At 67.7% G+C, this 24,077-nt stretch carries 20 protein-coding genes and 1 tRNA gene; 11 read left to right on the top strand and 10 right to left on the bottom strand.

The window, feature by feature from the left end; translation table 11 throughout:
* The first annotated feature begins 111 nt into the window (after window positions 1-111).
* The 5 genes from ACLV7J_RS00105 to cbbX all read left to right on the top strand — a co-directional run bounded on the left by ACLV7J_RS00105 (window position 112) and on the right by cbbX (window position 5,992).
* Complete coding sequence (locus ACLV7J_RS00105; protein WP_411867104.1) at window positions 112-1,968, top strand: NAD(P)H-quinone oxidoreductase subunit F; 1,857 nt, start codon at window positions 112-114, stop codon at window positions 1,966-1,968.
* Between the two features lie 10 nt (window positions 1,969-1,978).
* On the top strand, window positions 1,979-3,535 hold the full coding sequence (locus tag ACLV7J_RS00100; protein WP_411867103.1) for an NADH-quinone oxidoreductase subunit M: 1,557 nt from the start codon (window positions 1,979-1,981) through the stop codon (window positions 3,533-3,535).
* A 116-nt stretch (window positions 3,536-3,651) separates the two neighbouring features.
* Window positions 3,652-4,752 carry a CO2 hydration protein gene (locus ACLV7J_RS00095; RefSeq protein WP_411867562.1) on the top strand — a complete coding sequence of 367 codons (1,101 nt, stop codon included), beginning with the start codon at window positions 3,652-3,654 and terminating at the stop codon, window positions 4,750-4,752.
* A gap of 33 nt (window positions 4,753-4,785) precedes the next feature.
* Window positions 4,786-5,040: a 4a-hydroxytetrahydrobiopterin dehydratase gene (locus tag ACLV7J_RS00090; RefSeq protein ID WP_411867102.1), complete on the top strand. Its 255-nt coding sequence runs from the start codon at window positions 4,786-4,788 to the stop codon at window positions 5,038-5,040.
* Entirely contained in the window at window positions 5,027-5,992 is a 966-nt protein-coding gene (gene cbbX / locus ACLV7J_RS00085; RefSeq protein ID WP_411867101.1) for a CbbX protein, read from the top strand. Before ACLV7J_RS00090 ends, cbbX begins: the two co-directional genes overlap by 14 nt.
* A gap of 15 nt (window positions 5,993-6,007) precedes the next feature.
* Here the strand turns inward: cbbX and dnaA are convergent, their stop codons facing one another.
* Window positions 6,008-7,450 (bottom strand): chromosomal replication initiator protein DnaA, encoded by a 1,443-nt coding sequence (gene dnaA / locus ACLV7J_RS00080; protein ID WP_411867561.1) that lies wholly within the window; start codon window positions 7,448-7,450, stop codon window positions 6,008-6,010.
* A gap of 93 nt (window positions 7,451-7,543) precedes the next feature.
* On the opposite strand from dnaA, the gene ACLV7J_RS00075 reads away from it, so the two are divergent.
* Entirely contained in the window at window positions 7,544-8,722 is a 1,179-nt protein-coding gene (locus ACLV7J_RS00075; protein WP_411867100.1) for a trypsin-like peptidase domain-containing protein, read from the top strand.
* Window positions 8,723-8,764: 42 nt separating this feature from the next.
* Here the strand turns inward: ACLV7J_RS00075 and ACLV7J_RS00070 are convergent, their stop codons facing one another.
* Window positions 8,765-9,325, bottom strand: coding sequence for a GNAT family N-acetyltransferase (locus ACLV7J_RS00070; protein WP_411867099.1), 561 nt, complete (start codon window positions 9,323-9,325; stop codon window positions 8,765-8,767).
* An 87-nt stretch (window positions 9,326-9,412) separates the two neighbouring features.
* Between ACLV7J_RS00070 and ACLV7J_RS00065 the strand changes: the two genes are divergently transcribed.
* The gene (locus ACLV7J_RS00065) at window positions 9,413-10,195 is read left to right on the top strand and encodes an alpha/beta fold hydrolase (RefSeq protein ID WP_411867098.1); all 783 of its coding nucleotides are present in this window, start codon (window positions 9,413-9,415) and stop codon (window positions 10,193-10,195) included.
* Here ACLV7J_RS00065 and ACLV7J_RS00060 read toward each other — a convergent pair.
* Entirely contained in the window at window positions 10,168-11,967 is a 1,800-nt protein-coding gene (locus tag ACLV7J_RS00060) for an ABC transporter ATP-binding protein (RefSeq protein ID WP_411867097.1), read from the bottom strand. The two genes, ACLV7J_RS00065 and ACLV7J_RS00060, sit on opposite strands and share 28 nt — an antisense overlap.
* Window positions 11,967-12,617, bottom strand: a complete 651-nt coding sequence (gene hisG / locus ACLV7J_RS00055; protein ID WP_411867096.1) for an ATP phosphoribosyltransferase — start codon at window positions 12,615-12,617, stop codon at window positions 11,967-11,969. The genes ACLV7J_RS00060 and hisG overlap by 1 nt, the downstream gene beginning before the upstream one ends.
* Window positions 12,618-12,714: 97 nt before the next feature.
* Here hisG and gloB point away from each other — a divergent pair, with 97 nt between their 5' ends.
* Window positions 12,715-13,515 (top strand): hydroxyacylglutathione hydrolase, encoded by an 801-nt coding sequence (gloB, locus tag ACLV7J_RS00050; protein WP_411867095.1) that lies wholly within the window; start codon window positions 12,715-12,717, stop codon window positions 13,513-13,515.
* 40 nt (window positions 13,516-13,555) lie between these two features.
* Here the strand turns inward: gloB and ACLV7J_RS00045 are convergent, their stop codons facing one another.
* Window positions 13,556-14,827, bottom strand: coding sequence for an ABC transporter ATP-binding protein (locus ACLV7J_RS00045; protein ID WP_411867094.1), 1,272 nt, complete (start codon window positions 14,825-14,827; stop codon window positions 13,556-13,558).
* Here ACLV7J_RS00045 and ACLV7J_RS00040 point away from each other — a divergent pair.
* Window positions 14,826-15,224: a Rid family detoxifying hydrolase gene (locus ACLV7J_RS00040; RefSeq protein WP_411867093.1), complete on the top strand. Its 399-nt coding sequence runs from the start codon at window positions 14,826-14,828 to the stop codon at window positions 15,222-15,224. The genes ACLV7J_RS00045 and ACLV7J_RS00040 overlap by 2 nt on opposite strands.
* A 10-nt stretch (window positions 15,225-15,234) precedes the next feature.
* On the opposite strand, the gene ACLV7J_RS00035 is transcribed toward ACLV7J_RS00040, so the two are convergent.
* Complete coding sequence (locus tag ACLV7J_RS00035) at window positions 15,235-15,912, bottom strand: alpha-ketoglutarate-dependent dioxygenase AlkB family protein (RefSeq protein ID WP_411867092.1); 678 nt, start codon at window positions 15,910-15,912, stop codon at window positions 15,235-15,237.
* Window positions 15,913-16,100: 188 nt separating this feature from the next.
* Between ACLV7J_RS00035 and ACLV7J_RS00030 the strand changes: the two genes are divergently transcribed.
* Window positions 16,101-16,174: transfer RNA gene (locus ACLV7J_RS00030), tRNA-Pro, on the top strand.
* 95 nt (window positions 16,175-16,269) lie between these two features.
* Here ACLV7J_RS00030 and ACLV7J_RS00025 read toward each other — a convergent pair.
* The 4 genes from ACLV7J_RS00025 to ACLV7J_RS00010 all read right to left on the bottom strand — a co-directional run bounded on the left by ACLV7J_RS00025 (window position 16,270) and on the right by ACLV7J_RS00010 (window position 18,299).
* Window positions 16,270-16,641, bottom strand: coding sequence for a hypothetical protein (locus ACLV7J_RS00025; protein WP_411867091.1), 372 nt, complete (start codon window positions 16,639-16,641; stop codon window positions 16,270-16,272).
* Window positions 16,642-16,775: 134 nt separating this feature from the next.
* Window positions 16,776-17,015 carry a hypothetical protein gene (locus ACLV7J_RS00020; protein ID WP_411867090.1) on the bottom strand — a complete coding sequence of 80 codons (240 nt, stop codon included), beginning with the start codon at window positions 17,013-17,015 and terminating at the stop codon, window positions 16,776-16,778.
* Window positions 17,016-17,162: 147 nt separating this feature from the next.
* Window positions 17,163-17,465 (bottom strand): hypothetical protein, encoded by a 303-nt coding sequence (locus tag ACLV7J_RS00015; RefSeq protein ID WP_411867089.1) that lies wholly within the window; start codon window positions 17,463-17,465, stop codon window positions 17,163-17,165.
* 243 nt (window positions 17,466-17,708) lie between these two features.
* On the bottom strand, window positions 17,709-18,299 hold the full coding sequence (locus tag ACLV7J_RS00010; RefSeq protein ID WP_411867088.1) for a M15 family metallopeptidase: 591 nt from the start codon (window positions 18,297-18,299) through the stop codon (window positions 17,709-17,711).
* A 3,585-nt stretch (window positions 18,300-21,884) separates the two neighbouring features.
* Between ACLV7J_RS00010 and ACLV7J_RS00005 the strand changes: the two genes are divergently transcribed.
* Complete coding sequence (locus ACLV7J_RS00005; RefSeq protein ID WP_411867087.1) at window positions 21,885-22,178, top strand: hypothetical protein; 294 nt, start codon at window positions 21,885-21,887, stop codon at window positions 22,176-22,178.
* Window positions 22,179-24,077: the final 1,899 nt, after the last annotated feature.

Raw genomic sequence — 24,077 nt, 5'->3', positions numbered from 1 at the left:
GTCCGCTTCAGCCCCTTTCAGCCCCCGGATCGGCCAGGCCGTCCGGGGGCTTTTTCACCTAGATTCCGCCGCTGATCCGCGTTCTTCCCTCCGGATTCCCTGCCCTTCCCCTTGACCGCCGCCCTCCCCCTATCGCTGCAGACCGCCTGGCTGATCCCGATCTACGGGTTCGCCGGTGTGCTGCTGTCGCTGCCCTGGGCCGCGGGCTGGATCCGGCGCACCGGACCGCGACCGGCCGCCTACCTCAACCTGCTGGCCACCCTGGTGGCCTTCCTGCACGGCAGCCTGGCGATGCAGGCCGTGTTCGAGCACGGCCCCGCCAGCCTCAGCTTCGAGTGGCTGCAGGTGGCGGACCTGCACCTGGCGATCCAGTTCGACCTCTCGCCCACCAACCTGGTGGCCCTGGAGCTGGTCACGGCCATGAGCCTGCTGGGCCAGTTCTTCGGCCTGGGCTACCTGGACAAGGAGTGGTCGCTGGCGCGCTTCTACGCCCTCGTGGGCTTCTTCGAGGGGGCGATGAGCGGCGTGGTGATCAGCGGCTCGCTGTTCCTGAGCTATTTCCTGCTGGAGATGCTCACCCTCTCCACCTACCTGCTGGTGGGCTTCTGGTACGCCCAGCCCCTGGTGATCACCGCCGCCCGCGACGCCTTCCTCACCAAGCGCGTCGGCGACGTGCTGCTGCTGATGGGGGTGGTGGCCCTCTCCGCCTGGGCCGGCGCCATGGACTTTCCCAGCCTCTACCGCTGGTCGGCGGAGGCCTCGGCCAACGGCAGCCTCTCGCCCCTGGCCGCCACCCTGCTGGGGCTGGGGCTGATCGCCGGCCCCACCGGCAAGTGCGCCCAGGTGCCGATGCACCTCTGGCTGGATGAGGCGATGGAGGGACCGAACCCTGCCTCGATCCTGCGCAACTCGGTGGTGGTGACCTGCGGCGCGATCGTGCTGATCAAGGTGATGCCGATCCTGCAGTACTCGCCGGTGGCCACCACGGTGCTGCTGGTGATCGGCGCCGTGAGCGCCATCGGCGGCTCCCTGGTGGCGATCGCCCAGGTGGACATCAAGCGCGCCTTCTCGTACACCACCACCGCCTACCTGGGCCTGGTGTTCATCGCCATCGCCCTGCAGCTGCCCTCGATCGCCCTGCTGCTGCTGTTCGCCCACGCCGTGGCCAAGGCCCTGCTGATGATGAGCGTGGGCAGCGTGATCGCCACCACCAACTGCCAGGACATCACCGAGCTGGGGGGCCTGGGCGGTCGCATGCCGGCCACCACCAGCGCCTACCTGGTGGCGGGCGCCGGTCTGACGGGCCTGGTGCCCCTGGGCTGTTTCTGGAGCTTCGGGCTGGCGGCCCAGGTGCTGCTGGAGAAGGCGCCGCTGTTCGCCGTGCTGCTGCTGGCCACCAACGCCCTGATGGCCCTCAACCTCACCCGCGTGTTCCGCCAGGTGTTCCTGGGGCCGGCCCAGCCCAAGAGCCGCCGGGCCCCCGAGGTGAACTGGCAGATGGCCCTGCCGATGGTGGCCCTGGGCGTGGTGGTGGTGCTGACGCCGCTGCTGATGGGTCAGCTCGATCCGGTGCCCGGCATCGCCGCCTTCTCGCTGCCGGTGGCCCTGGCGGTAGTCGGCTCCAGCGCCGGTGGGGTTGTGGTGGGCTGCCTGCTGCCGATCCACAAGAGCTACGCCCGCTCGATCCTGCAGCCGGTGCGGGTGTTGCAGGACTTCCTGGCCTACGACTTCTACACCGATCGCTTCTACCGGGCCACGATCGTGGCCCTGGTGTCCGGCCTGGCCCGCCTCTCCGACTGGTTCGACCGGGCCGTCGTGAACGGGTTTGTCAATCAGCTGGGCCGGCTGTCTTTGGTGACGGCCGATGGCCTCAAACTGAGCGTCAGCGGCCAGAGCCAGACCTACGTGCTCACGGCCGTGCTGGCGATCGTGCTGCTGCTGGCCTCCATCAGCTGGGTGTTCGGGTGAGGCAGATCGGATGTTGAGCGCCCTCCTGCTGATCCCCCTCCTGGGTGCCCTGGGCCTGGTGCTCTGGCCTGGTAACCCCAGCCCCGAGGCCGTGCGCCGCACGGCCCTCGGACTGCTGGTGCTGCAGCTGGCCTGGAGCGTCAAGGTGCTGGTCACGTTCCAGGCCGACTACGGCGGCATGCAGCTCAACGAGGCCCTGGGCTGGGTCAGCAGCCTCGGCCTCGACTACCGCCTGGGGGTCGACGGCCTGTCGATGCCGCTGCTGCTGGTCAACGCCGGGCTGACGCTGGTCTCGGCCTGGGCCTCCACCACCGTGGTGCAGCGACCACGCCTCTACTTCGCCCTGCTGTTGGTGATCAGCGCGGCGGTGAACGGCGCCTTCCTGGCCCAGAACCTGCTGCTGTTCTTCCTCTTCTATGAGCTGGAGCTGATCCCTCTCTGGCTGCTGATCGCGGTGTGGGGTGGGGCCAACCGGGCCTATGCGGCCACCAAGTTCCTGATCTTCACGGCCGTCTCCGGCATGTTGATCCTGGGGGCCTTCCTCGGCATCGCCCTGGTGACCGGCCAGGTGGACTTCAGCCTCACCCCCGTGCTCACCCAGCAGCTGGGCATGGGCACCCAGCTGCTGTTGATGGGGGCCCTGCTGGTGGGCTTCGGCATCAAGATCCCCCTCTTCCCCTTCCACACCTGGCTGCCCGACGCCCACACCGAGGCCTCCACGCCGGTGTCGGTGCTGCTGGCCGGGGTGCTGCTCAAGCTGGGCACCTACGGGCTGCTGCGCTTCTGCCTGGGGCTGTTCCCTGAGGCATGGGCCCAGCTGGCCCCCGCCCTGGCCCTGTGGGCGGCGGTGTCGGTGCTGTTCGGCTCCCTGGCTGCCATCGCCCAGCGGGACATGAAGCGGATGGTGGCCTACAGCTCCGTGGGCCACATGGGCTACGTGCTGCTGGCGGCAGCCGCCGCCACCCCCGTGAGCCTTCTGGGGGCCGTGTTCCAGATGGTGAGCCACGGCCTGATCTCGGCCCTGCTGTTCCTGCTGGTGGGGGTGATCTACCGGGTCACCGGCACCCGGGACCTGGAGGTGCTGCGCGGCCTGCTCAACCCCGAGCGGGGCCTGCCCCTCACCGGCGCCCTGATGATTGCGGGCGTGATGGCCAGCGCCGGCCTGCCCGGCATGGCCGGCTTCATCTCGGAGTTTCTGGTGTTCCGCGGCAGTCTCACCGCCTATCCCCTGCCCACGCTGCTGTGCATGGTGGGCAGTGGCCTGACGGCCGTCTATTTCCTGTTGCTGGTGAACCGGGCCTTCTTCGGCCGGCTGGCGGTCACGCCGCCCCAGCCGGAGACCAATGCCGAAGGCCAGCGGCTGGCGCCGGTGGATGTGCGGCTGGCGGTGGTGCCCTGGCAGGACCAGGTGCCGGCCCTGGCCCTCACGGGCCTGGTGATCGTGATCGGCCTGGTGCCGGGCGGTCTGGCCCACCTGGGCGAAGCCACCACCACCGCCATGGCCCAGCTGCCGGCCCTGGTGGCGGCCATGGCCGCCGGCCCGGCCAGCGGAGGAACGATCAGCTGATGGCCCCCACCGACTCCCCCACCCCCGTCTCCCCCGAGCTGGCCCAGACCACGGCCGGTGCTGCGGCCGTGGCCACCACGGCCCAGGTCCCAGGCGCACCCGTGGGTGCCGCACTGATGCCCACGGCGGCCGAGCTGACTGATCGGCTGTTGCAGGGACAGACCCTGCTGGCCGACACGCCCGACCACCTGCTGGAGGTGGTGGGGGTGCTGGAGAGCTACGGGATCGTGCTCGATGCCTACAGCCGCAACCTGATCTTCCAGGCCGAGCGCCAGTTTCTCAAGCCCTTTCCGGTGTTCCGCTTCTTCGATGGCGACCTCAGCCCCGGGAAGATCTGGCGCCACCTAGTCCACGACCGGATCAACTTCGAGTACGCCGAGTATTGCCAGAAGGCGATGCTCTGGCACGGCACCGGCGGCATGGATGCCTATTTCGACAGCGAGGCCTTTGCCGCCAACTGCGCCGCGATCATCCGCCACAAGCGGCGGGATCCGCTGCTGGCCGTGCTCGCCCCGCTGTTCCCGGCCTTCCTGCCCGAGCTGATCCGCTCGGCCGCCACCACCCATGCCCTGGGCCAGTTCTGGCGGGTGATGAGCGATCTGTTCATTGACCTGGCCGAGGCCGAGCGCGACGGCCGGGTGCGCTCGATCCCCGCGGTGGTGGAGTTTCTAAAGCAGGGCCTGGTGGCCGCCGCCGGCCTGCCCATCCACTACGGCGTCACCCTGGGCGACAGCCACTTCTGGGTGCTGCCGCCCGAGGCGGGCCTCACCTTCCTGGTGGATGTGGCCGTGCCCTACGTGGAGGCGGTGTTCCTGCGGGGCATGCCGTTCCTGGGCACGGTGAGCTTCAACGCCCAGGCCCAGCAGATCTCCCACGACCAGGCCCAGTTCGCCTACGGCGCCCTCTACGCCGATCCCCTGCCCACCATGGGCGCCGGCATCCCTCCCAGCCTGCTGATGCAGGACATGTACCGCCACCTGCCCGAGCCGCTGCATCAGTGGTATCTGGAGCGCACACGCGGCGAGGGGGACGTGCGGGTCAAGATCTGCAGCAGCTTCCAGAAGTCGATGTTCTGCGTCACCAACGCCGCCATCGCCGGCACCCTGCCCCATCCCCTGGCCAGCACCGATCCGGCCGAGCAGGCCGCCAACCGCGCCTACGCCGAGGCCTGGGCCGCCCGCCTGGCCGCCGGCCGCACGGATTGCCTGGCGGGCTGAGGGGCCGTTCCCGCGACGCCCTAAGTTCAGCCCATGGATCAGCCCTGGACCCCCCGGCCCAAGCCGGAGAACCCCGAGCGCCTGGAGCGCCGCATCGAGTTCCCCGACTACGAGAGCAACCGCCTCTTCCTCGAGAAGCTCAACGACCTCTCCGAGCAGGAGGGTCGCTTCCCAGACATCAGCTTCGGGCGCACCTACGTGAACATCACCCTGCGGGCCGAGGGCACCGACGCGCCGATCGGCGAGGCTGACCATGCCTTCGCCGCGGCCATCGATGGACTCCTCTGAGCCAGCCGCCGGGGCACCGCCCTCGCCTGCCCAGACACCCGACGACACCCCGGTGAACCTGCAGGCGGCCTACGAGGGCGCCCAAGTTCAGGAGGTGCTCGAGCAGCTCGACCGCGAACTGATCGGCCTGCGGCCGGTGAAGACCCGCATCCGCGAGATCGCCGCGCTGCTGGTGGTGGAGCGGGCCCGCAAGCAGGTGGGCCTGAGCACCACGGCCCCGAGCCTGCACATGTCGTTCACGGGGCGGCCCGGCACCGGCAAGACCACCGTGGCCGAGCGCATGAGCCAGATCCTGCACCGCCTCGGCTACGTGCGCAAGGGCCACGTGGTGACGGCCACCCGCGACGACCTGGTGGGTCAGTACATCGGCCACACGGCCCCCAAGACCCGCGAGATGCTCAAAAAAGCGATGGGCGGGGTGCTGTTCATCGATGAGGCCTACTACCTCTACCGCCCGGAGAACGAGCGGGATTACGGCGCCGAGGCCATCGAGATCCTGCTGCAGGTGATGGAGGCCAACCGCGACGATCTGGTGGTGATCTTCGCGGGCTACAAGGACCGGATGGATGTGTTCTACCAGTCCAATCCCGGCCTCTCCTCGCGGGTGGCCAACCACATCGACTTCCCCGACTACACGGCGGAGGAACTGCTGGCGATCGCCAAACTGATCCTGGCGGAGGAGAACTACCGGCTCAGCGAGGAGGCCGGCGCCGCCTTTGCCGAGTACATCGTGCGGCGCATGCAGCTGCCCTTCTTCGCCAACGCCCGCTCGATCCGCAACGCCATCGACCGGGCCCGCATGCGCCAGGCCAACCGCCTGTTCAACCGCATCAGCAGCCTGCCGATCACCAAGCGCGACCTGATGACCCTGGAGGCCGAGGACATCACCGCCAGCCGCGTCTTCGCCGGCGAAGTGGAGGGGCTCGACCCCAGCCAGCCGATCACCGAGTAGGCCCGCTGCCGCGGCCTACTGGCGCTTGCGCGAGGCGATCTGCAGCAGATCGCGCACCTGCTGCACCTGGCGGCCCAGCTGGGGATCGGTGTTCAGCTTCTTCTCGATCTGCTCCACGGCGTACATCACCGTGGAGTGGTCCTTGCCGCCGAAGGCCTCGCCGATGCGCGGCAGGCTCAGGTTGGTGCCCTGGCGCATCAGGTACATCCCCACCTGACGGGCCTGGCTCACGGCCCGCTTGCGGCTGGGGCTCTTCATCTCGTCGACCCCCACGCCGAACACCTCGGCCACCTTGGCCAGCACCTGGGCCGGGGTGACCTCCACCTCCACACCGGTGGGATCCAGCATCGGCGCCACCGATTCCACGGTCATCGGCAGGCCGGTGATCGAGGCGAAGGCCACGGCCCGGGTGAGGGCTCCCTCCAGCTCGCGGATGTTGGAGGTGAAGCGGCCCGCCAGGTACTGGATCAGATCGCGGGGCAGGCTCATGCGCTCCGCCTCGGCCTTCTTGTGGAGAATCGCCATGCGCGTCTCCAGATCGGGCGGCTGGATGTCGGCGATCAGGCCCATCGAGAAGCGGGAGATCAGGCGCTCCTGCAGGCGCGGAATCTGGCTGGGGGGGCGATCACTGGCGATCACGATCTGGCGCCCCGCCTCGTGCAGGGCGTTGAAGGTATGGAAGAACTCCTCCTGGGTGTATTCCTTGCCCTCGATGAACTGGATGTCGTCCACCAGGATCAGATCGGCGGCCCGGTAGCGGTCGCGGAACTTCTGCATGCCGTCCTTGCGGATGGCCTGGATCAGGTCGTTGGTGAAGGTCTCGGTGCTCACGTAGGCCACGCGGGCGTCGGGGTCGATCTCGAGGCGGTAGTGGCCGATGGCCTGCATCAGGTGGGTCTTGCCCAGGCCCACGCCGCCGCAGATGAACAGGGGGTTGAACTCGCGGCCCGGGGCCTCCGCCACCGCCAGGGCCGCCGCGTGGGCCATGCGGCTGTTGGGGCCCACCACGAAGCGGTTGAACACGTAGCGGGGGTTGAGCCCCGGGGCGAGCTTGCGCGGGGTCTCGCCGGTGGCGGTGGCGGTGATCCCCGCCGCCAGGGCCAGCCCACCGGCCCCGTTGCGCGATTCACCGCTCGGCCCCGCGTCCCCCACCACGACCCCGGCGGCGCCGTTGAGGGCCTGCAGACCGGCAGCGTCGGGTGCCTCGGCGGCGGCCTCCACCAGCACCTTGATCGGCCGCCCCGCCAGCTCGCTGGCCACCGCCTCGATCGTGGACAGGTAGTTCTTGCGCAGCCAGCCGCAGGCGAAGGCATTGGGGGCCAGCAGCTGCAGCTCGCTGCCGCTAAAGCCCGAGCAGCTGGCCGGGCGGATCCAGGTCTCGAAGGTGGGCTTGCTGAGGTTGCCCTGGAGGGCCTGCTGGACCTGGTGCCACAGTTCCGATCCCTGCTGCACCGTCAGCCCCCTGCGCCCAGCACCGAAATATAGGGGCCCCGCCCCGGCCTGGCCGTCTTTAATGATGCGCATCCTGACCTGGCCCCCCGGCCCGCTGCCATGGCCCCTCTGATGCCCCCGTCGCCGCGTCGCCTGGCCCTGGCTGGAACGGCCGGCAGCCTGGCGCTCAGCGGCCTGCTGGCGGGCTGCGGAGGCCCGCTCTCGCTGCCGCGCCTGCCCGGCCTTCCCGGTGGTGGCGGCGACCGCCCGGGCGGCGAGCCGCGGGCGCGGGTGAGCGATGCGCCACCACCGGTGCCGCTGCAGCCGGGCAACAACTTCATCGTCAGCGCCGTCGACAAAGTGGGGCCGGCGGTGGTGCGGATCGACACGGTCAAGCAGGTGATCAACCCCCTGGGGGGCCTGTTCGGCGGCGGCCCCTCGGTGCAGCAGCAGCAGGGCCAGGGCTCAGGCTTCATCACCCGCTCCGACGGGGTGATCCTCACCAACGCCCACGTGGTGGATGGGGTGAGCGAGGTGGGGGTGACCCTGCCCAATGGCCGCAGCTACCGCGGCAAGGTGCTGGGGGTGGATCCGCTCACGGACGTGGCCGTGGTCAAGGTGGCGGCCTCCGGGCTGCCGGTGGCCTCCCTGGGGGACTCGGCGAAGGTGCGCCCCGGTGAGTGGGCGATCGCCATCGGCAACCCCCTCGGCCTCGACAACACCGTGACGGCCGGGATCATCAGCGCCGTGCAGCGCACCAACGCCGTGGGCGAGGGCCAGCGGGTGCCCTACATCCAGACCGACGCGGCCGTGAACCCCGGCAACAGCGGCGGCCCCCTGATCAACGACCGGGGCCAGGTGATCGGCATCAACACCGCCATCCGCCAGGCCCCCGGCGCCGGCCTGAGCTTTGCCCTGCCGATCAACCTGGCCAAGTCGATCGCCGCGCAGATCCTGGAGCGGGGCCGGGCCTCGCACCCCTACATCGGCGTGCGCCTGCAGGCGCTCACGCCCCAGCTGGCGCGGGAGGTGAACGCCACCCAGGCCGAGTGCCGCCTGCCGGAAACCAACGGCGTGGTGGTGGTGGACGTGGTGCCCGGCAGTCCGGCGGCCCGCGGCGGCCTGCGCCCCTGCGACCTGATCGAGCGGGTGGACGACACCGCCGTGGACAACCCGTCGGAGGTGCAGGTGGCGGTGGACCAGGGCGAGGTGGGCGAGCCCCTCAGCCTGCAGGTGCAGCGCGGCGGCCGCGACTTGACCCTGCAGCTGCGGCCCGCCGAACTGCCCCGCAGCAACTGAGCCGGCCCGCCGGGGGCGCCCAGGGGCGGCTCCGGCCCCGCCTCAGGGCGAGTACCAGAACACGCAGCGCTTCTGCTGGGGCTCCAGCTCCCAGCCCTGGGCGCTGTAGAACCCCACCACGCCCGGATCGGCGTAGAGGCTCACCCGCTCGGTGCCCATGGCCTGCAGCAGCTCGAGCACGTAGTCCATCAGGGCCCGCCCCAGGCCTGCCCCCTGGTAGAGGGGGTGCACCGCCACATCCCAGACGGTGGCCTCGATCACGCCGTCGCCGGTGCAGCGGGCAAAGCCCACCAGCCGGGGCAGGCGCTCGTCGTGGCGCCACAGGCCCACCACCAGCAGGCTGTGCTCCAGGGCCTTGCGCACCCGCCGCAGCGGCCGGCGGCTCCAGCCCACCGCATCGCAGAGCTGCTCGAGGTCGTAGAGGTCGATCTCCCGCTCGCGGCTCAGCACCAGGGTGAGCTGGGCGTTGGGCACCGGACAGCAGCGGTGGCCGCCGCCGTAGAAGCGCTCCAACAGCGGATCGCCGCCGTCACCAGCCTCCGGCGCGGGGGATGGAGCGGCGGCGGGCGGCGCGGGCTCCTGGTTGGGCGGGCGGCTAAGCATTGGCACGATCCTGCCCGAAGCGGCGCCCCCCTGGGGCAGGCTGGAGCCCGTTCCGCCACCGGGCCCCTGACCGACTCCCCCCTGCTGGTGTGCCTGCACGGCTGGCTGCTCTCCGGCCGGCTGTGGCAGCCGCTGCGCGCCGAACTCGAGCCCCAGTGGCAGATCTGGAGCCCGGACCTGCCGGGCTTCGGCCTGGCGGAGCGGCCCCGGGGCCTGCAGCCCAGCCTGGCCAGCTATGGCCGCTGGGTGGCCGAGGAGGCCCGGCGCCAGGCCGCGGGGCGGCCCCTGGTGCTGGTGGGCCATTCCCTGGGGGGCAGCCTGGCCCTGCACGCCGCCGGCCACCTGGAGGACCAGCTGGTGGGCCTGGTGCAGATCGCCGCCGGCGGCGGCGTCTACCAGCCGCGGCCCTTCCGCACCGTGCGCCGCGGCGGGGCCGCCTTCCTGCGCTGGCGGCCCCGCTGGCTGGCGGAGCTGCCCGGCACCGAGGCCCTGCGCAGCCCGCTCACGGCGGAGCTGCGGGCGGCCCGTGGCCTGCTGGCCTGCAGCATGACCCGCGGCGCCGTGCAGCAGCTGCCGGCCCTGACGGCCAAGTTGCAGGTGCCGAGCCTGTGGATCGCCGGCGAGCGCGACCAGGTGATGGAGCCCCGCTACGTGCGCCACCTGGCGGCCTACAGCCCCGAGCATCGCTTTGAGCTGCTGGCCGGGGCCGGGCACCTGCCGGTGGGCCGCCACGCGGCACCGGTGGCGGCCCTGATCAGCACCTGGCTGACGGAGCAGGGCCTCGGCGGCAGCGGCGCCGGAGCGTCAGGGGCCGTGGGCGAGGACGACCTACTGCCGGCCCTTCAGAGCGCGGCCAGCCCCCGCTCCTGAAGTTCGGCCAGCTGGGCGTAGAGGCCGCCGGCGGCCCGCAGCTGGCGGTGGTTGCCCTCCTCCACCAGCCGGCCGCGCTTGAGCACCAGGATGCGATCAGAGGCCTCCACGGTGGCCAGGCGGTGGGCGATCACGATCGCCGTGCGCTGGCGCAGCAGCCGGTCCAGGTCGCGCTGGAGGGTGGCCTCGGTGGAGGGATCGAGGAAGGCGGTGGCCTCATCCATCACCAGCACCGAGGGGTTGCGCAGGGCCACCCGCGCCACCGACAGCAGCTGGCGCTCGCCGGAGGAGAGATTGCCGCCCCGCTCACGCAGTTCGGTGGCCAGGCCCTGGGGCAGGCGGTTGAGCAGGGGCGCCAGGCCCAGCTCGGCGCAGAGCCGCTCCAGATCGGCGTCGGCGATTGGGGCATCGAGGCGCAGGTTGTCGGCCACGTTGCCGCTGAACAGGAACGTGTCCTGCAGCACCACCCCCAGCCGCTGGCGCAGGGTGGGGATCGGCAGCTCGCGGATGTCCACGCCATCCAGCAGGATCCGGCCCCGCTGGGGCTCATAGAGCCGGCAGAGCAGGCGGATCACCGTGGTCTTGCCGGAGCCGGTGGGGCCCACCAGGGCCACGTGCTCGCCGGGGGCGATCCGGAAGGAGAGGTCCGTGAGGATCGGATCGTCGTCGCGGTAGGCGAACGACACGTCGTCGAAGATCACCTCGCCGGCGCTGGCGCGCTCGACGCCGCTGAGCACGGCCGCAGCGGAGCGCTGCTCCAGCGGCAGCTCCTGGATCTCGATCGGCTGCTCCAGCAGCTCGCCGATGCGCTCCACGGCGGTGAGGCCCCCCTGGATCTGGGTGAAGCGCTCCGCCAGCTGGCGCAGGGGATCGAACAGGCGCTGGGAGAACAGGATGAAGGTGGTGAGGGTGCCCAGGCCCATGGCGCCGGCCGTCACCATCCAGCCCCCCAGCCCCAGCACCACGGCGATGGCCGTGAGGGCCACCCACTCGATCAGGGCGGAGATGGCCGAGTCGTAGAAGATCGTGCCGGTCACGGCCTGGCGGTAGGCGTCGGCGGTGCGGCCGAAGCGGGCGGAGTTGAAGGCCTCGCGCCGGAACATCTGCACCACCTCCAGGCCCTGCAGGTTCTCCTGCAGGTCGGCGTTGAGCTGGCTGAGCTCCTCGCGCACCCGGTAGTTGGCCTTGCGGTAACGGCCCTGCAGCCAGAGGATCGCCAGGGTCACCGGCACCTGGGTGGCCAGCAGCAGCACCCCCAGGCGCGGCTCGATCGAGATCATCGTGATCGCGATCACCAGCAGGGTCACCAGGTCGGCGAGCACCCCCACGGCGCCGCTGCCGAACACCTCGGCCAGGGCATCCACATCGCTGGTGAGGCGGGTGAGCAGCTTGCCCACCGGCGTGCGGTCGTGGAAGCGCAGGGAGAGGTCGAGGGCGTGGGCGAACAGGTCGTCGCGGATGCGGGCCGTGAGCCGCTGGCCCACCGCCTGCACGTTGTAGCTCTGCACGCCCTGGAGCCCGAGCCGCACCAGCACCGCCACCAGCAGCAGCCCCACCAGGGTGCGCAGCTGCTCGGGCACGGCCATGCCCGCCAGCCAGGGCATCACCGGCTCGTGGCGCAGGGCCGAGATCGCCTGGCCCACCAGCAGCGGCTGCACGGCGGCGGCGCCCGCCACCGGGATCAGCAGCACCAGGGTGAGCAGCAGGCGCCGGCGGTCGCGGCCCAGGTAGGGGAGCAGCCGCAGCAGCCGCTGGCGATCGAGACGGGCCATCAGGCGGGGAGGGGGGCCAGGGCGGCGGCGGCGAGGCGATCGACGATCGCCTGCAGGGGCCCGTCATCGAGCCGCAGCGCCAGGGGGTGGCCCACCAGCCGGGCGGTGGACTGGAACAGGTCTTCGATGGCGATCAGGCCGTTCTCCTCGAGGGTGCGGCCGGTGGCCACCAGGTCCACGATCGCCTCGCTCATGCCGGTGATCGGCCCCAGCTCCACCGAGCCGGCCAGGTGGATCAGCTCCACCGGCAGGTCCAGGGCGTCGAAGTACTCCTGGGCGCAGCGGGTGAACTTGCTGGCGATGCGGCAGTGGGCGGGCAGGTCGGCGGAGCGGCGGTAGGGGCTGCTGGCCTTCACCGCCACGCTCATGCGGCAGCCGCCGAAGCCCAGATCCAGCAGCTGGGCCACGGGCAGCTGGTGCTCGCGCAGCACGTCGTAGCCCACCACGCCCAGCTGGGCCTGGCCGTAGGCCACGTACACGGGCACGTCGGCATTGCGCACCAGCAGGGCCCGGGCGCTGCCGCAGGCGCTGGGCACCATCAGCTGGCGGTTGCCGGGCTCGAGCACGGCGGCGAAATCGAGGCCGGCGGCCGCGAAGCGGCGCACCGAGTCCTTGAGCAGGGCGCCTTTGGCCAGGGCAACGGTGATCATGGCGCGCTCCGTCGGGTGGTCAGCACGCCCGGGAGAGCGGTGGCCCCGGGCCGTTGAGCAGCGGCGATCATGGAGCTGCGCATCAACCGCGACTGTAGTGAGCCACCCGTCCGCCCCGAGTCCCGAGCCGGCCCAGCGGGTGTCGCTGATCCCGGTGCTCGACGACAACTACGTGTTCGTGCTCCACGGCGACGGGCCCGGGCCTGCCGTGGTGGTGGATCCGGCCGTGGCGCCGCCCGTGATCGCCTGGCTGGAGGCGCGCGGCCTGGAGCTGGTGGCGATCCTGCACACCCACCACCACAGCGACCACATCGGTGGCACCCCCGGCCTGCTGCGCCGCTGGCCCCGGGCCGAGGTGATCGCCAGCGCCGCCGATCGCCAGCGCATCCCCCTGCAGACCCGCGGTGTCGCCGGCGGCGATCGGCTCACGCTGCTGGGCCGCGAGATCCAGGTGCTCGCGGTCCCGGGCCATACCTCCGAGCACATCGCCTATGTCCTGCCGCCGCTGCCGGGGGCTGCAGCCGCGGGCTCCGGGGCCGGCGGCGGCGAGCTCTTCTGCGGCGACACGCTGTTCGCCGGCGGCTGCGGGCGGATCATGGAGGGCACCCCCGCCCAGATGCACGCTGCCCTGCAGCGGCTGGCGGCCCTGCCGCCGGCCACGCGGGTGTGGTGCGCCCACGAGTACACCGAGGCCAACCTGCGCTGGGCGGCCGCCCAGGAGCCCGGCGATGGCCCCATCGCCGAGCGGCTCACCGCCGTGGGCGCGGCCCGCAGCGCCGGCCAGCCCACGATCCCCAGCACGATCGGCGCGGAACAGGCCACCAACCTGTTCGTGCGCGCCGCCACGGTGGAGGCGCTGGCCGAGCGGCGCCGCAGCAAGGACCACTGGCGCGGCTGATCCGGGCCCTGGATATCTCAGTCCCGCGGATCCGGGCGCCTCAGAGCACGGCCGGCCAGTCCGGTGCCGCCACCAGCTCCAGGCCGCCGGGGAACAGCCGCGCCCCCTCGCCGGCCCGCAGGCCCAGGCGTCCCCGCTGGCCCCGCTGGTAATCGGCCTCCAGGGGCAGGCGCAGCCGCAGCTTGAGGCTGCCCTGCTGCACCTGGTAGAGCCACTCGCGCCCCAGGAACTCGCGGCCCATCACGCAGGCCTCGCCGCCGGACTCCGGCTGGAAGCTGATCCCCTGGGGACTCACCAGCACCTCGAGGCTCTCGCCGGGCTCGGGCCGGGGCACGGCCGCCGCGGGTCCGGAGGGTGGCAGTGCCGGCTCCAGCTGGCCTAGGGCGGTGCGCAGCCGGCCGGCCTGCCACTGGGCCGGCAGCAGGTTGCCCTGCAGCACGAAGCGGCCCACGAAGCCCGTGGCGGGATGGCGCACCAGCTCCCGGGGCCGGGCGCACTGGTGCAGCCGCCCCGCCTCCAGCACCGCCACCCGATCGCAGATGGCCAGGGCCTCCTCCGGGTCGTGGGTCACGATCACGCCGCTGGCGCCGCACTGGGCCAGCACCGCCGGCAGCTCGCTGCGCAGCCGCAGGCGCACCTCCACATCCAGGTTGGAGAAGGGCTCATCCAGCAGCACCAGCGAGGAACCCGGCGCCAGGGCCCGGGCCAGGGCCAGGCGCTGGCGCTGGCCGCCCGAGAGCTCGTGGGGGTAGCGGTGCTCGAGGCCCTGGAGGCCCAGCAGCTCCAGGAGCCAGGCGGCCCGGCTGGTGTCCTGGCCGCGGCGCAGGCCGAAGCAGGTGTTGCGCCAGGCGTCGAGGTGGGGGAAGAGGGCGTAGTCCTGAAACACCATGCCCACCCCGCGTCGCTCCGGCGGCAGCCAGCGGTGGGGCCCGGCCACCTCCTGGCCGCCGATGCGCACCAGGCCGCGATCGGGCCGCTCGAAGCCGGCGATCAGGCGCAGCAGGGTGGTCTTGCCGCAGCCCGAGGGGCCCAGCAGGCCCACCAGCTCACCGGGCTGCAGCTGGAAGTCGATGCCCTGCAGGGTCCAGGCGCCGCTGGCGGCGGGGCCGCGGTAGCGGTGCCAGAGGCCCAGCAGCTCCACCTGGGGCGTCGGGTCGGCGGAGGCTGCGGAGGCGGCCGCCAGCGGCTGCCCGTGCGCGGCCGGGACCGCGGCGGCCGCAGGGGAGAGCAGGTCGGGGCGCGGCAGATCGGCGCTGGCGATGGCGGGCGGGCCCGGAGGCCATAGGCTCAGCGCCCCATCTTCCCCCGCCATGTCCGCCGCAGCGATCGAGGCCGTCACCACCGCCGGCGCCCCCGCCCCCGTGGGCCCCTACAACCAGGCGGTGAAGGCCGGCGGGCTGCTGTTCTGCTCCGGCCAGATCGCCCTCGATCCCGTCAGCGGCGCCATGGTGGGCGGCGGCGACGTGGAGGCCGAGACCCGCCAGGTGCTCGCGAACCTCGAGGCGGTGCTGGCCGAGGCCGGCGCCACCCCCCAGCAGGTGGTGCGCACCACCGTGTTCCTGGCCGACCTGGGCGACTTCGCCCTGGTCAACGCCATCTATGCCGAGACCTTCGGCGCCGGCGTTTCGCCCGCACGGGCCTGCGTCGAAGTGGCGGCACTGCCCAAGGGCGCCCGGGTGGAGATCGACTGCATCGCCGTGCTGGGCTGAGCGCCCGGGCTCAACGCGGGCGGAGCAGCCGGAAGGTGAGGTTGATCCGCTCGCTCGACACCCGCGCCCGCGCCGGCAGGGCGTGCTGCCAGTGGCGCTGGGTGGGGGGATCCATCACCAGCAGGTCGCCATCGGCGAGCTCCACGGCGAAGGGGGCCTGGGCCTCTGGTCCATCCAACCGCCCGCTGCCCACTTCCGGCCGGCCTGTGCCCTGGGCGGATCCAGGCCTCGTGCGGCCGGGCGGCTTCGGCCGGAAGCGCAGGCTGCGGCGGGCCCCCAGGCTGAGGGAGGCGATCGGGGCGAGCGGATCGAGCTCGGGCTCGTCGTCGGCATGCCAGCCCATGCGATCGGCTCCATCCCGGTAGCGATTGAGCAGCAGGCTGTTGAAGCGCACCCCCAGCTCCAGCTCCAGGAGCTCCCGCAGCTGGCTGAGTTCCGGCGTCCAGGGCGTGATCGCCTGCTCCAGACCGCTGTAGCGGTAGGTGCAGCCCGGATCCGCCACCCAGCACACCAGCCGCGGCGTGGGGTGCTGGCGCCCATACACCGTGACCAGGGGCTGCTGCCAGGGCAGCGTGTCCGTCAAGGCGCGTTGAAGCCGGGGCAGGTCCAGCCCCTGGGCCTGCAGCCAGGCCGGTCCGTGGCGCAGCTGCAGCCCTGGGGCGCACTGGAGCCGAAGCGGGGATCTCACGGCCCCGGCGCCACGGAGCCAGCCTGGGGCCAGGACGCACAGACCTCAGCCATGGCGCGCTTCAGGGCCGCTCCTTTGTAGCGGCCACCCAGGCGTCGGCGCGGCAGGACGATGGGTGGCGGATTGGTGCCTGATCGCCGTGATCCCGCCGCAGCACCGGGGTCACGGCCAGCTAAGTTGCCCCACGACGGGGTGTAGCGCAGCTTGGTAGCGCGGATGCTTTGGGAGCATTAGGTCGCAGGTTCGAATCCTGTCACCCCGATATTCAGTGATGCCAAGGGCTCTCAGCGATTCTGAGGGCCCTTTTTTCGTGCCCTGCGGAGGGGGCTAGTTGATAAACCGTTGATACGGGGCGTATCAACTGGCCTTTCGGGCCGAGCTGGGGAGGTGGGCGCAGAGGGCCACCACCATCGCGTTGGCGTCTGAGGTGCTCTCGGGACTGCCTGCGTTGATCCAGGCTCCCCCCTGCTGCCGCCATGCGAGCCGCGAGCAGTTCACCGAAACCGTGCCGCTGGTGATCACGGGAGCGAAGCCCCCCGCTTCGGTCTTGAAGGCGGTGTCCCTGACGCCTGGGGCGATGAGCTTCCACTCCCGCCAGGCGTAGGAGGTAGGGCCGCCGAAGCTGCGCCACCCACGTGCAGCCTCACGGGCATGGATCTTCTGGCGCAGCTGGTCTTCCTTGGACGGTGCTGCTTCGGGAGGTGAGATGGCCTCAAGGGCCTCGCTCACCCCCTTGAAGGGACTCTCAGGCTGGCTCAGCGCTGGGGCTGGGGTTTGCACTTCAGATGGATGCTGCAGCTGAGCAGCCGCAGGTTGGCCCGTCAGAGCCAGTGCGAGGGGCAGGGCCCAGAGGGTTCGGGCGCTCATGGCTGGGGATCTGCCTGGTCGGCTTCCATGGCCGCCACCAGCACGTCACGGGCCCAGACTGCGGTCTTGGTGTTGCGGGCAGCGGTGTGGGCCACGATCCGCTGCTTCAGGGAGCGCCGCATCGACACGGGGAGGATGTCCCACGGGTCGTTGGCGTGTTCCAAGCTCCCGAAGGTTCCATCGGGGTTGCGCTTGGCGGGCCCGTAGGGGCCTTCAGCCAGGACGTCTTCGCTCACGGCGGCTCGGCAATGGGGTGGAGGCTGTTCACAGCGCCTTTCGGATCGGCGCCTCGCAACACCTCACCAGCGCCGAGCGCTCTTACAGGTAGCTCCAACCTCCAGATCCACAATATAGCAGGGCGACTTCAGCCGCCCCCGTGGCGATCAGACCTGCTGGTGGGTAGCGATGCCCAGCCGCCTGGCCACCTCGCTGGCGGGGATGCGGTACTCGGGTGACATCCCGCTCAGCCGGGCGCTCTGGGCCGGAAGCAGCAGGGCGGCGACTTCGTGCCAGTGCAGGAGCAGCATCGAGAACTCGGCCACCTGATCGGTCAGGCCCATGGCGTCGGCATCGTGCAGCTCGGGATCGGGGAAGTCCAGCAGGCAGCTCCAGTTGGCGAAGGCTTCGGCCAGGTTGCGGGCGCCCAGGCTGGCGGTCTCGGCGAGCTGCTGATCCTGCAGGGACATCGGCTGGGCGGTCGGGGGAAACCGAATTTGACCAAGCTAAGTGGCAACGTCTGTCGGAGCCAGGAAGCGCTGGTGCCGCCCCTGCGTCGATCAGCCTCTGGTTCATCCACCTCCATATGAAGGAGAGCATCAGCCACGCCACCCCGGCTGTGAACTCCACGTCCACACCAGGATCATTGGGTCCTTTACGTGCAGCCTACAGATGGGCAGCTGATGGTGATCCATAGATTCTGGCCAATTCGGTTAGTTCGGGGAGATGCCAGTCACCACCGGCAGCGTCTGCCAGTCCTTCCGGTCAAAGTGCCACCACTCAGTCGCGAATGAACGGAAGCAGCGACGCTCCGTAGGGACCCCGGCTGCGTCCACGTGGGCAGCCTCGCTAAAGTCATCGAAATCCGTCGGCATCGGCATCTCCATGCCACGGCGATCCACCAGGATCACATCCACAGCCGTGCCGCGGGTGTGGCGCCCGGAGTTGACGGCCGGATCGGAGGCGTATCGGGGATCGCGGATCTCGTCCCACATCCGCTGCTGCACCGCCAGGGGGCGATAGGAATCCCAGATATTGAGACCTAGACCCTCGGCCGCCAGATCCAGCTGCACCTGCTGCAGGGCCAGGCCCACTGGGCAGCGCAACCGGCCATCAAGTGCGTGGTAGAGGCTAGCGCCGAGGAAGTTGTAGGGGCTGACGTAACGCAGCTCGAACAGCGATCTGGGCTCTAGCGCCAGCAAGGGCAGCAGAGCGATACCGCTGCAACGCAATCCACCTGCAGCGGCGACCGACGCAGAGACTGGTGCTGTACTGCCGGCCGTGGTGAAGGTCAGCAGGGTCACCGCTGCAGCCAAGGTCCGCGCCATCGGCCCTAGACACCACAAGCTATGCCGCGGGGACGAATTCGACACGTGCCCGGGGCCTGCCCTCAGCTCCCGAGCTCAGTCGACCGTGAGGCCAAGCTCCGGAAGAGGCCTGACCAGCTTGAGAAGCCCGGTCGCCATGGACAGTCAGCGAGCTGCCTTCACCCAGGCACAAGGCAGGCACAGCAAAAGCCGCGATGTGTCAGCTCCTTCTGCCACCTTGGGACCGCTGGAGCCAGCGATTGGTGGGAGGCGCTGGTATAGCTACCAATGTCGAGCATACAGCGGCTTCCCGTACTGACACCACAGTGGGAAAGGGTTCGTACTGAGGTAGAACCCGACCGGTAGTTCATCAACAGCTACCGCAACCGGTGCAAGGGCCCTCAGCACAGGGGCCCCTTCTCAATGGGTGAGGATCTGAGACAAAACAAAGCCCGGAGCGTTGGCCCCGGGCACTTATCTGCTGAGCCGTGGTGCCTTCCCAAGGGAGTCGGGCGTAGCTGTGCGTGGTTTTTGCTTAGCATCAGCCGTGATCGTCAGTTCAGGGTGTCTTCAGTTGTGGTCGGAGCTGCCGGCGCTGGCACCTGGGGCCAGGTGTCAATCGAGACGTTCTGTTGGGTCCGGGGCACCTGGAGCGGTGCAGAGGACGGCGACTGGCTTGACACGCCAGGAAGGCCAGAGATCCGTCGAGAGTGTTGGAGCAGGGGTCGGTTCGTCAGCGCACTCCTGCCTGGTGCTCAGGGGGGGGGTATCATTCATTAGGGCTTCTCTTGGGGTGATGGGCTCAGCATCTGGCCGCTAGAAGCCCAGTGCAATACACGCATTGCTCCACGGGCCAAGCCTGAGCAGGTTGGATTGTTTGGGGCCCCGGCCCCGGCCGGGGCGAAAGGCCCCATTGGCTCCGGGTCGCTGCGTCACCTCTACACGCCAGACAGGTCGCTGCAGTACAAGCCACTGGAGTGGATAGGCGAGGGCCTCACCACCCTCAGGCCCTGGGACACCACCGCGCTGGCGGGATCTGAGCGGCTGAATGGACGTGTGGGCATTCCCAGTGTTGCCGCAGCCCTGATCGGGGAGTGGCTCAGCAGCCGTGAACCGTCTGCTCGGGTGTGGCGGATTCGTTTCCTAGCGGAGACCCCAGATACGCTTGGTCGATTGAGGACATTCATTCACCATGGACTGATTCCTAGGGGCCGCATCACTCCTTCCCAGGCTGGGTCAAGCGCTTGACTTACTCGGACTACATACCGCCGACAGCTGTCGCAGGTCGGCTGAATCACCTCGCTGACGCGGCAGATGTCGGCGTTCTTGGCCTGGGCGAACAGCGGTCCACGGTTTTGGGATGGCGAATGATCAGCTCGGCCGTATGCCTGGGGTGTTTCATGGTGAGCTCCCTTTCCCAGGCCGACCAGCAGAGAAGTCAGATGCACCGTAGACGGATTTCAGGGGTCCTGGTCAGCTACATTTAGTGGCACCGGCAAGAAATAGGATTGACCGCTAGGCAAGCCTCCGACCAGGATGCGATGTAGGCAGACGCAAAGAACTCCAATCGATATCAAGGCAACACTAGACAATACATGGAGACAAGCAATCTAGGTTTCAAGCCAGGAGACAGCGAACCCGTACAAGCGAGTCTCTGCGGCCAGTGCCTGCAAAAAAACAAAAGACAGTCCAAATCGTAGAGATTCCCAGGGAAGCCAGGGACTAATCCACGCGGGGGCGATGTGTGGGCACCGGCCCGCCATTCGGGTTACGCCTACCCCTGACCCGGCTATCCCAGGAAGGATATCTCACCGTAACACCATCACTAAGCCCGAGGACAGTATAGTCGCCATCCCTTGAGATGCTTGCAGCAGCATGAAACTCTTTTCCAACCCCGTAGGTCACACGCGCGGAATTGTTGCCAAGCCATTCCACATGGAACACACCGTGATCAAAGATAACAGCGCCAAAGGTTGCGCCTCCGCTGCCATAAGCACATGCCTGCTCAACAGCATTAATGAAGCATGTATTGAATTCGACACACCTTGTTCCGGGTTCGCAGTATCTGAAAGCCGTGTCAGCACGCATTGGCGGCAGGACGAGGAAAAAAGAGCCCAATAGAAGCCCAGAGGCAATCTGCGCACAAGCCTGCATGACCATTCGCTGCCTCTGAAGACATAGATAGTCTAGCAGAAGCGGTAAACCACTCTAAAACAATAATCGTCGAAAGATTAGGCCAGCCCATGCTCGCCGGGCACTTCACCAGGGAAATCGACCGACTTCAAAGGCGGCAGAGCTGGGGATCACCGATCTCCAGACACGGAAGCTGCAGCGGGAGTGAGAGCGGTTTGGCCGCACACGGAAGCTGCAGCGGGAGTGAGAGCGGTTTGGCCGCGTGGTGGGGAGGGACGTGAGGGGGTTGGAAGCCAGTTGGGGGGGGGGGGGTTCGAATAGGAAGCCGGAGAGAGCAGAGGCAATAGCTGTCCCAATAGAACTGAGCATGTCGCCGCCCAAGGAGAGGAAGCAATCCAGACACACAAGCAACAAGAACCCACAAAGCCACCCTCCGCAAAAGATCAGGTAGAGTAGGAATGAAAGCCTGATTGCCAGCGAGCCGTGCCAGACGAACAACTAGAAGCCTTTCTAGATATATTGAGGAGGAGTAGTCACCTGCAGGAAGAAGCATTAGCCGCAGCCGGCTTCCTCGATGCACTCATCAGAATCGCACAAAGAATGGGATACAAAGTTACGAAGAGTCAACTTGAGTGGGTTGCCATGGAGGCGTTGGACGGTGTCCTGTGGGTTGGCCCTGTTATGACGCCACTACACCTTGATGGGAGCACGCAGGATGAAGCGGACAACAGTCGATATTAAAGGGGGATGTGAATTCAGCTACGTCTACTGAGCCGAATCAATAAGAGATACTGCTCCTCATTCACTATTCCCTACTGGCAGCACGCTTCACCCGCGAGATTGAAGGACTCTGGAAGCGGGCAGGCTGTGGATTGCCGTTCGCTTGCCACGGAAGCTGCGGCGAGGGTGGGGGCGGATCGGTGTGGGCGAGGGATGGAGAGAGGGGTTTGAGGGGGTTGGGGCTTGGGAGGACAGAGGGTGGGAATCCAGGCAGCCGAAAAACAACGATTGGGGCGTGAGACGTACTCACAGGAGCCAGAGGAAGAGCCACACGTAGAAGACATATGCAAGACAACGTCGAGTGACGGGACTTGTTACTACAGCAAGAATGCGGCGGCGAGTGCGACGAATTAGACCAGCAGACAATGCAGCAGATTCCGCACACAATGCATCGTGACACAACTTCAACCAGCCCACCACAAGAATAAGAAAGAACATCTCTGGGAGGGTGCAGACTTGGAAGCCACAGTGCGATTGGCACGAAAGATGCAACGGGCGAGAGAAGCACCATGGTGCCAGGCCTAGACTCCGAATTGTGATATTATTAGCCTGGACATAGCAAGCCAGAAGCCTTGCCTAGGAACAGCGTGTAACATCGCGGGAATCAGGGTCCAATTGATACCCCGTTTTACGTTCACACTACTAGCGGGGACAGCATCAATCCCTAGAATGGCAAACGCCGAGTCCCTAAAGAGAACTTACGAACTCAAGAGCGAGGAGAAGTCATCCGTAGTTATCAGAATTGACAGGTCTGAGGCATTCGGCTACGAGGGAGGCTTGTGCTACAAAAGCAAGCGAGTGGCACCATTTGCGACTGGAAAGGCGAACGGATACGGGACCGGGCGGTGGTCGATCGATGCCGAAGAGGGCCGGAAGACATCAGCCGAAGCAAATAGGGTCATATTTCTAAGTGGGAGTGAATTGTTTGACCCGCTTAGACCAGGCCTCACGCGAGAGATATGAACAGGATGATATTCACAGGCCTAGGAGCAGGTTTATACTGCTCTCGTCACAAAGAGAATTTAGACTGACTGCAAGCAGGGGCCGGGGCCTGGAAAGTTCCTGTGGGATGTAGCGGCGTTAGGTTTAGGCACAATATGCAATAGAGTCGCGACGCCAAATAATGCAGAGCTTGGTCTCAAGCGGGAATCGGGCAGATCCGACAAGAGCCCGGAGTGGCGAAGAGTCTACCGGTCAATTAGAGGATAGATCGATAGTGGCAACAGATGAGCTAGACTTGTCGTAAGCAAGACAGCCTATCGATCGTGAAGACCAGAACTGCATTGATCGCAGGTACGTGGGCCACTGGATTGCTGACAGCAACAGTTCATGCCGCAGACTTGCTTCCCGGGCAGACTGCCGACCATGGAAGGAATGGGTCATATTATCCAATCACCAGCAATAGTCCGCCTAAAGGCTTTACACGTTCTATGTGTAGGTGGGGAAAGGGCAGCGGCCTCGAATATTGCATGACGAAGATACAAAGCGGTAGCCGCCCGAAGATCGCAGTATGGAGACCGCCAGACAGAGAAGGTGGCAGAATCGAGATATATGTGGGTGAATGTTTGAAAGGTGGGTGTCGCTTCCTTGGTCCTGACTATGACTACCCGAATGATCCAGCGAAGCTAACTCTGTCAATGAAACCCAGTGATCACGGGCAGAGCATTGGCTTTAGGGGCAAGAGTGGATTGGTACTTGAGATGTTTATACCAGAATAGTGTAAGGTCTGTCGAGCCCAGATGGTGACATTTCAAGGCAAGGCTCATTGAAACTGAGGAGTATTGCGAGAGCGAGCCAGCCTGTCGCGCGAATCGCCGCTGAGCACCCAGCACCTATGACCTTTGCAACGAGGCTTTAGCAGCACACGCGGCACTGTGGGAGGGGGTGCTGAAGGGGAGTTGTGGGCTTTAGTACATGGTTAGACCTGGATGGAGAGGGAGCCAGATTGAGTTTGGCCTGGAGAACTCGGGTGAACGGAGGAGGGAATAGTAGACATGTTGCTCCACTGGTACTGGCTGTGGTTTTCGATTGAAAGCGGAGGCACTATGGGTAGCAAGTACTCTGCTCCGCTGGTGAACGCCTCCAGGTGCACCTTCAACACGCAGGATCCGATCGGGCAATCCGGTGCCTGGAGACGGGGTTAATATCTACAGTACCCGCTCTGACCCGCTAGCAGCAGGGACAGGGCATCAACCCAGAGAGACGGGGAACTGATGGATGCGCGGCCAAGCGACTGGTTTCGCCCGACTCCCGCAACAGTATATGGGCACTACGGGATGGTCGTCAGCGAGGACCAATGGCAATTCAAGCAGCACCAGCAGACTCAGTGGGCCAAGGAGCGCAGACGGCAGTGTGATGTATCACCTGAATGTGGGATACCCACCACTAGGACTCTGCGCCCTGGTCATTAGGGGTCTACTGCTCTGGTGGTTCAGCAGCACACAGAAGCAGTTGGCTTGACACGAGCGTTGAGAGAGGAAGGATCCCGCAAGGCCCTTGTTCGGATCTGGAAATAAGGAGGGCAGACCTGATAGCAGCGCAGGGATTGCGCTGCGATGGAAGCCAGCTCCTCTAGGCGTGGTCTTACGCTCTCATGTGGCTCTACAAGCTCTATGAACCGCCTAGCCACCCTGGTAACCGCTCTATTACTACCTGTAATCCCACCACTGCTCAGGGGGGGGGTAACGACAGGCTCCTTGCTTATCTCTCCAGCTCTAGCTGTTCTGTCTCAGCAGGTTGTTCAGCTGACAAGGGGGTGTGAGGCCGCTACGGGTTGAGGTGCGACCCACCAACCCCGACCTCACGCCTCCATGCATAGCCACCCCAATGCCCGCCTGACACAGCGAGGCCGGCTCCGGCTTG

It is taken from the genome of Vulcanococcus limneticus LL (assembly GCF_943369875.1).
Taxonomy (GTDB): domain Bacteria; phylum Cyanobacteriota; class Cyanobacteriia; order PCC-6307; family Cyanobiaceae; genus Vulcanococcus; species Vulcanococcus limneticus_A.
This window is presented reverse-complemented; position numbering and strand designations above follow the sequence as displayed.

Bases quoted from the DNA above. Each gene is read 5' to 3' on its own strand.
- ACLV7J_RS00100 (WP_411867103.1), top strand. From the start codon at position 1,979: ATGTTGAGCGCCCTCCTGCTGATCCCCCTCCTGGGTGCCCTGGGCCTG.
- ACLV7J_RS00095 (WP_411867562.1), top strand. From the start codon at position 3,652: ATGCCCACGGCGGCCGAGCTGACTGATCGGCTGTTGCAGGGACAGACC.
- ACLV7J_RS00090 (WP_411867102.1), top strand. From the start codon at position 4,786: ATGGATCAGCCCTGGACCCCCCGGCCCAAGCCGGAGAACCCCGAGCGC.
- cbbX (WP_411867101.1), top strand. From the start codon at position 5,027: ATGGACTCCTCTGAGCCAGCCGCCGGGGCACCGCCCTCGCCTGCCCAG.
- ACLV7J_RS00075 (WP_411867100.1), top strand. From the start codon at position 7,544: ATGGCCCCTCTGATGCCCCCGTCGCCGCGTCGCCTGGCCCTGGCTGGA.
- ACLV7J_RS00070 (WP_411867099.1), bottom strand. From the start codon at position 9,325: ATGCTTAGCCGCCCGCCCAACCAGGAGCCCGCGCCGCCCGCCGCCGCT.
- ACLV7J_RS00060 (WP_411867097.1), bottom strand. From the start codon at position 11,967: ATGGCCCGTCTCGATCGCCAGCGGCTGCTGCGGCTGCTCCCCTACCTG.
- hisG (WP_411867096.1), bottom strand. From the start codon at position 12,617: ATGATCACCGTTGCCCTGGCCAAAGGCGCCCTGCTCAAGGACTCGGTG.
- ACLV7J_RS00040 (WP_411867093.1), top strand. From the start codon at position 14,826: ATGTCCGCCGCAGCGATCGAGGCCGTCACCACCGCCGGCGCCCCCGCC.
- ACLV7J_RS00045 (WP_411867094.1), bottom strand. From the start codon at position 14,827: ATGGCGGGGGAAGATGGGGCGCTGAGCCTATGGCCTCCGGGCCCGCCC.
- ACLV7J_RS00015 (WP_411867089.1), bottom strand. From the start codon at position 17,465: ATGTCCCTGCAGGATCAGCAGCTCGCCGAGACCGCCAGCCTGGGCGCC.
- ACLV7J_RS00005 (WP_411867087.1), top strand. From the start codon at position 21,885: ATGGCAAACGCCGAGTCCCTAAAGAGAACTTACGAACTCAAGAGCGAG.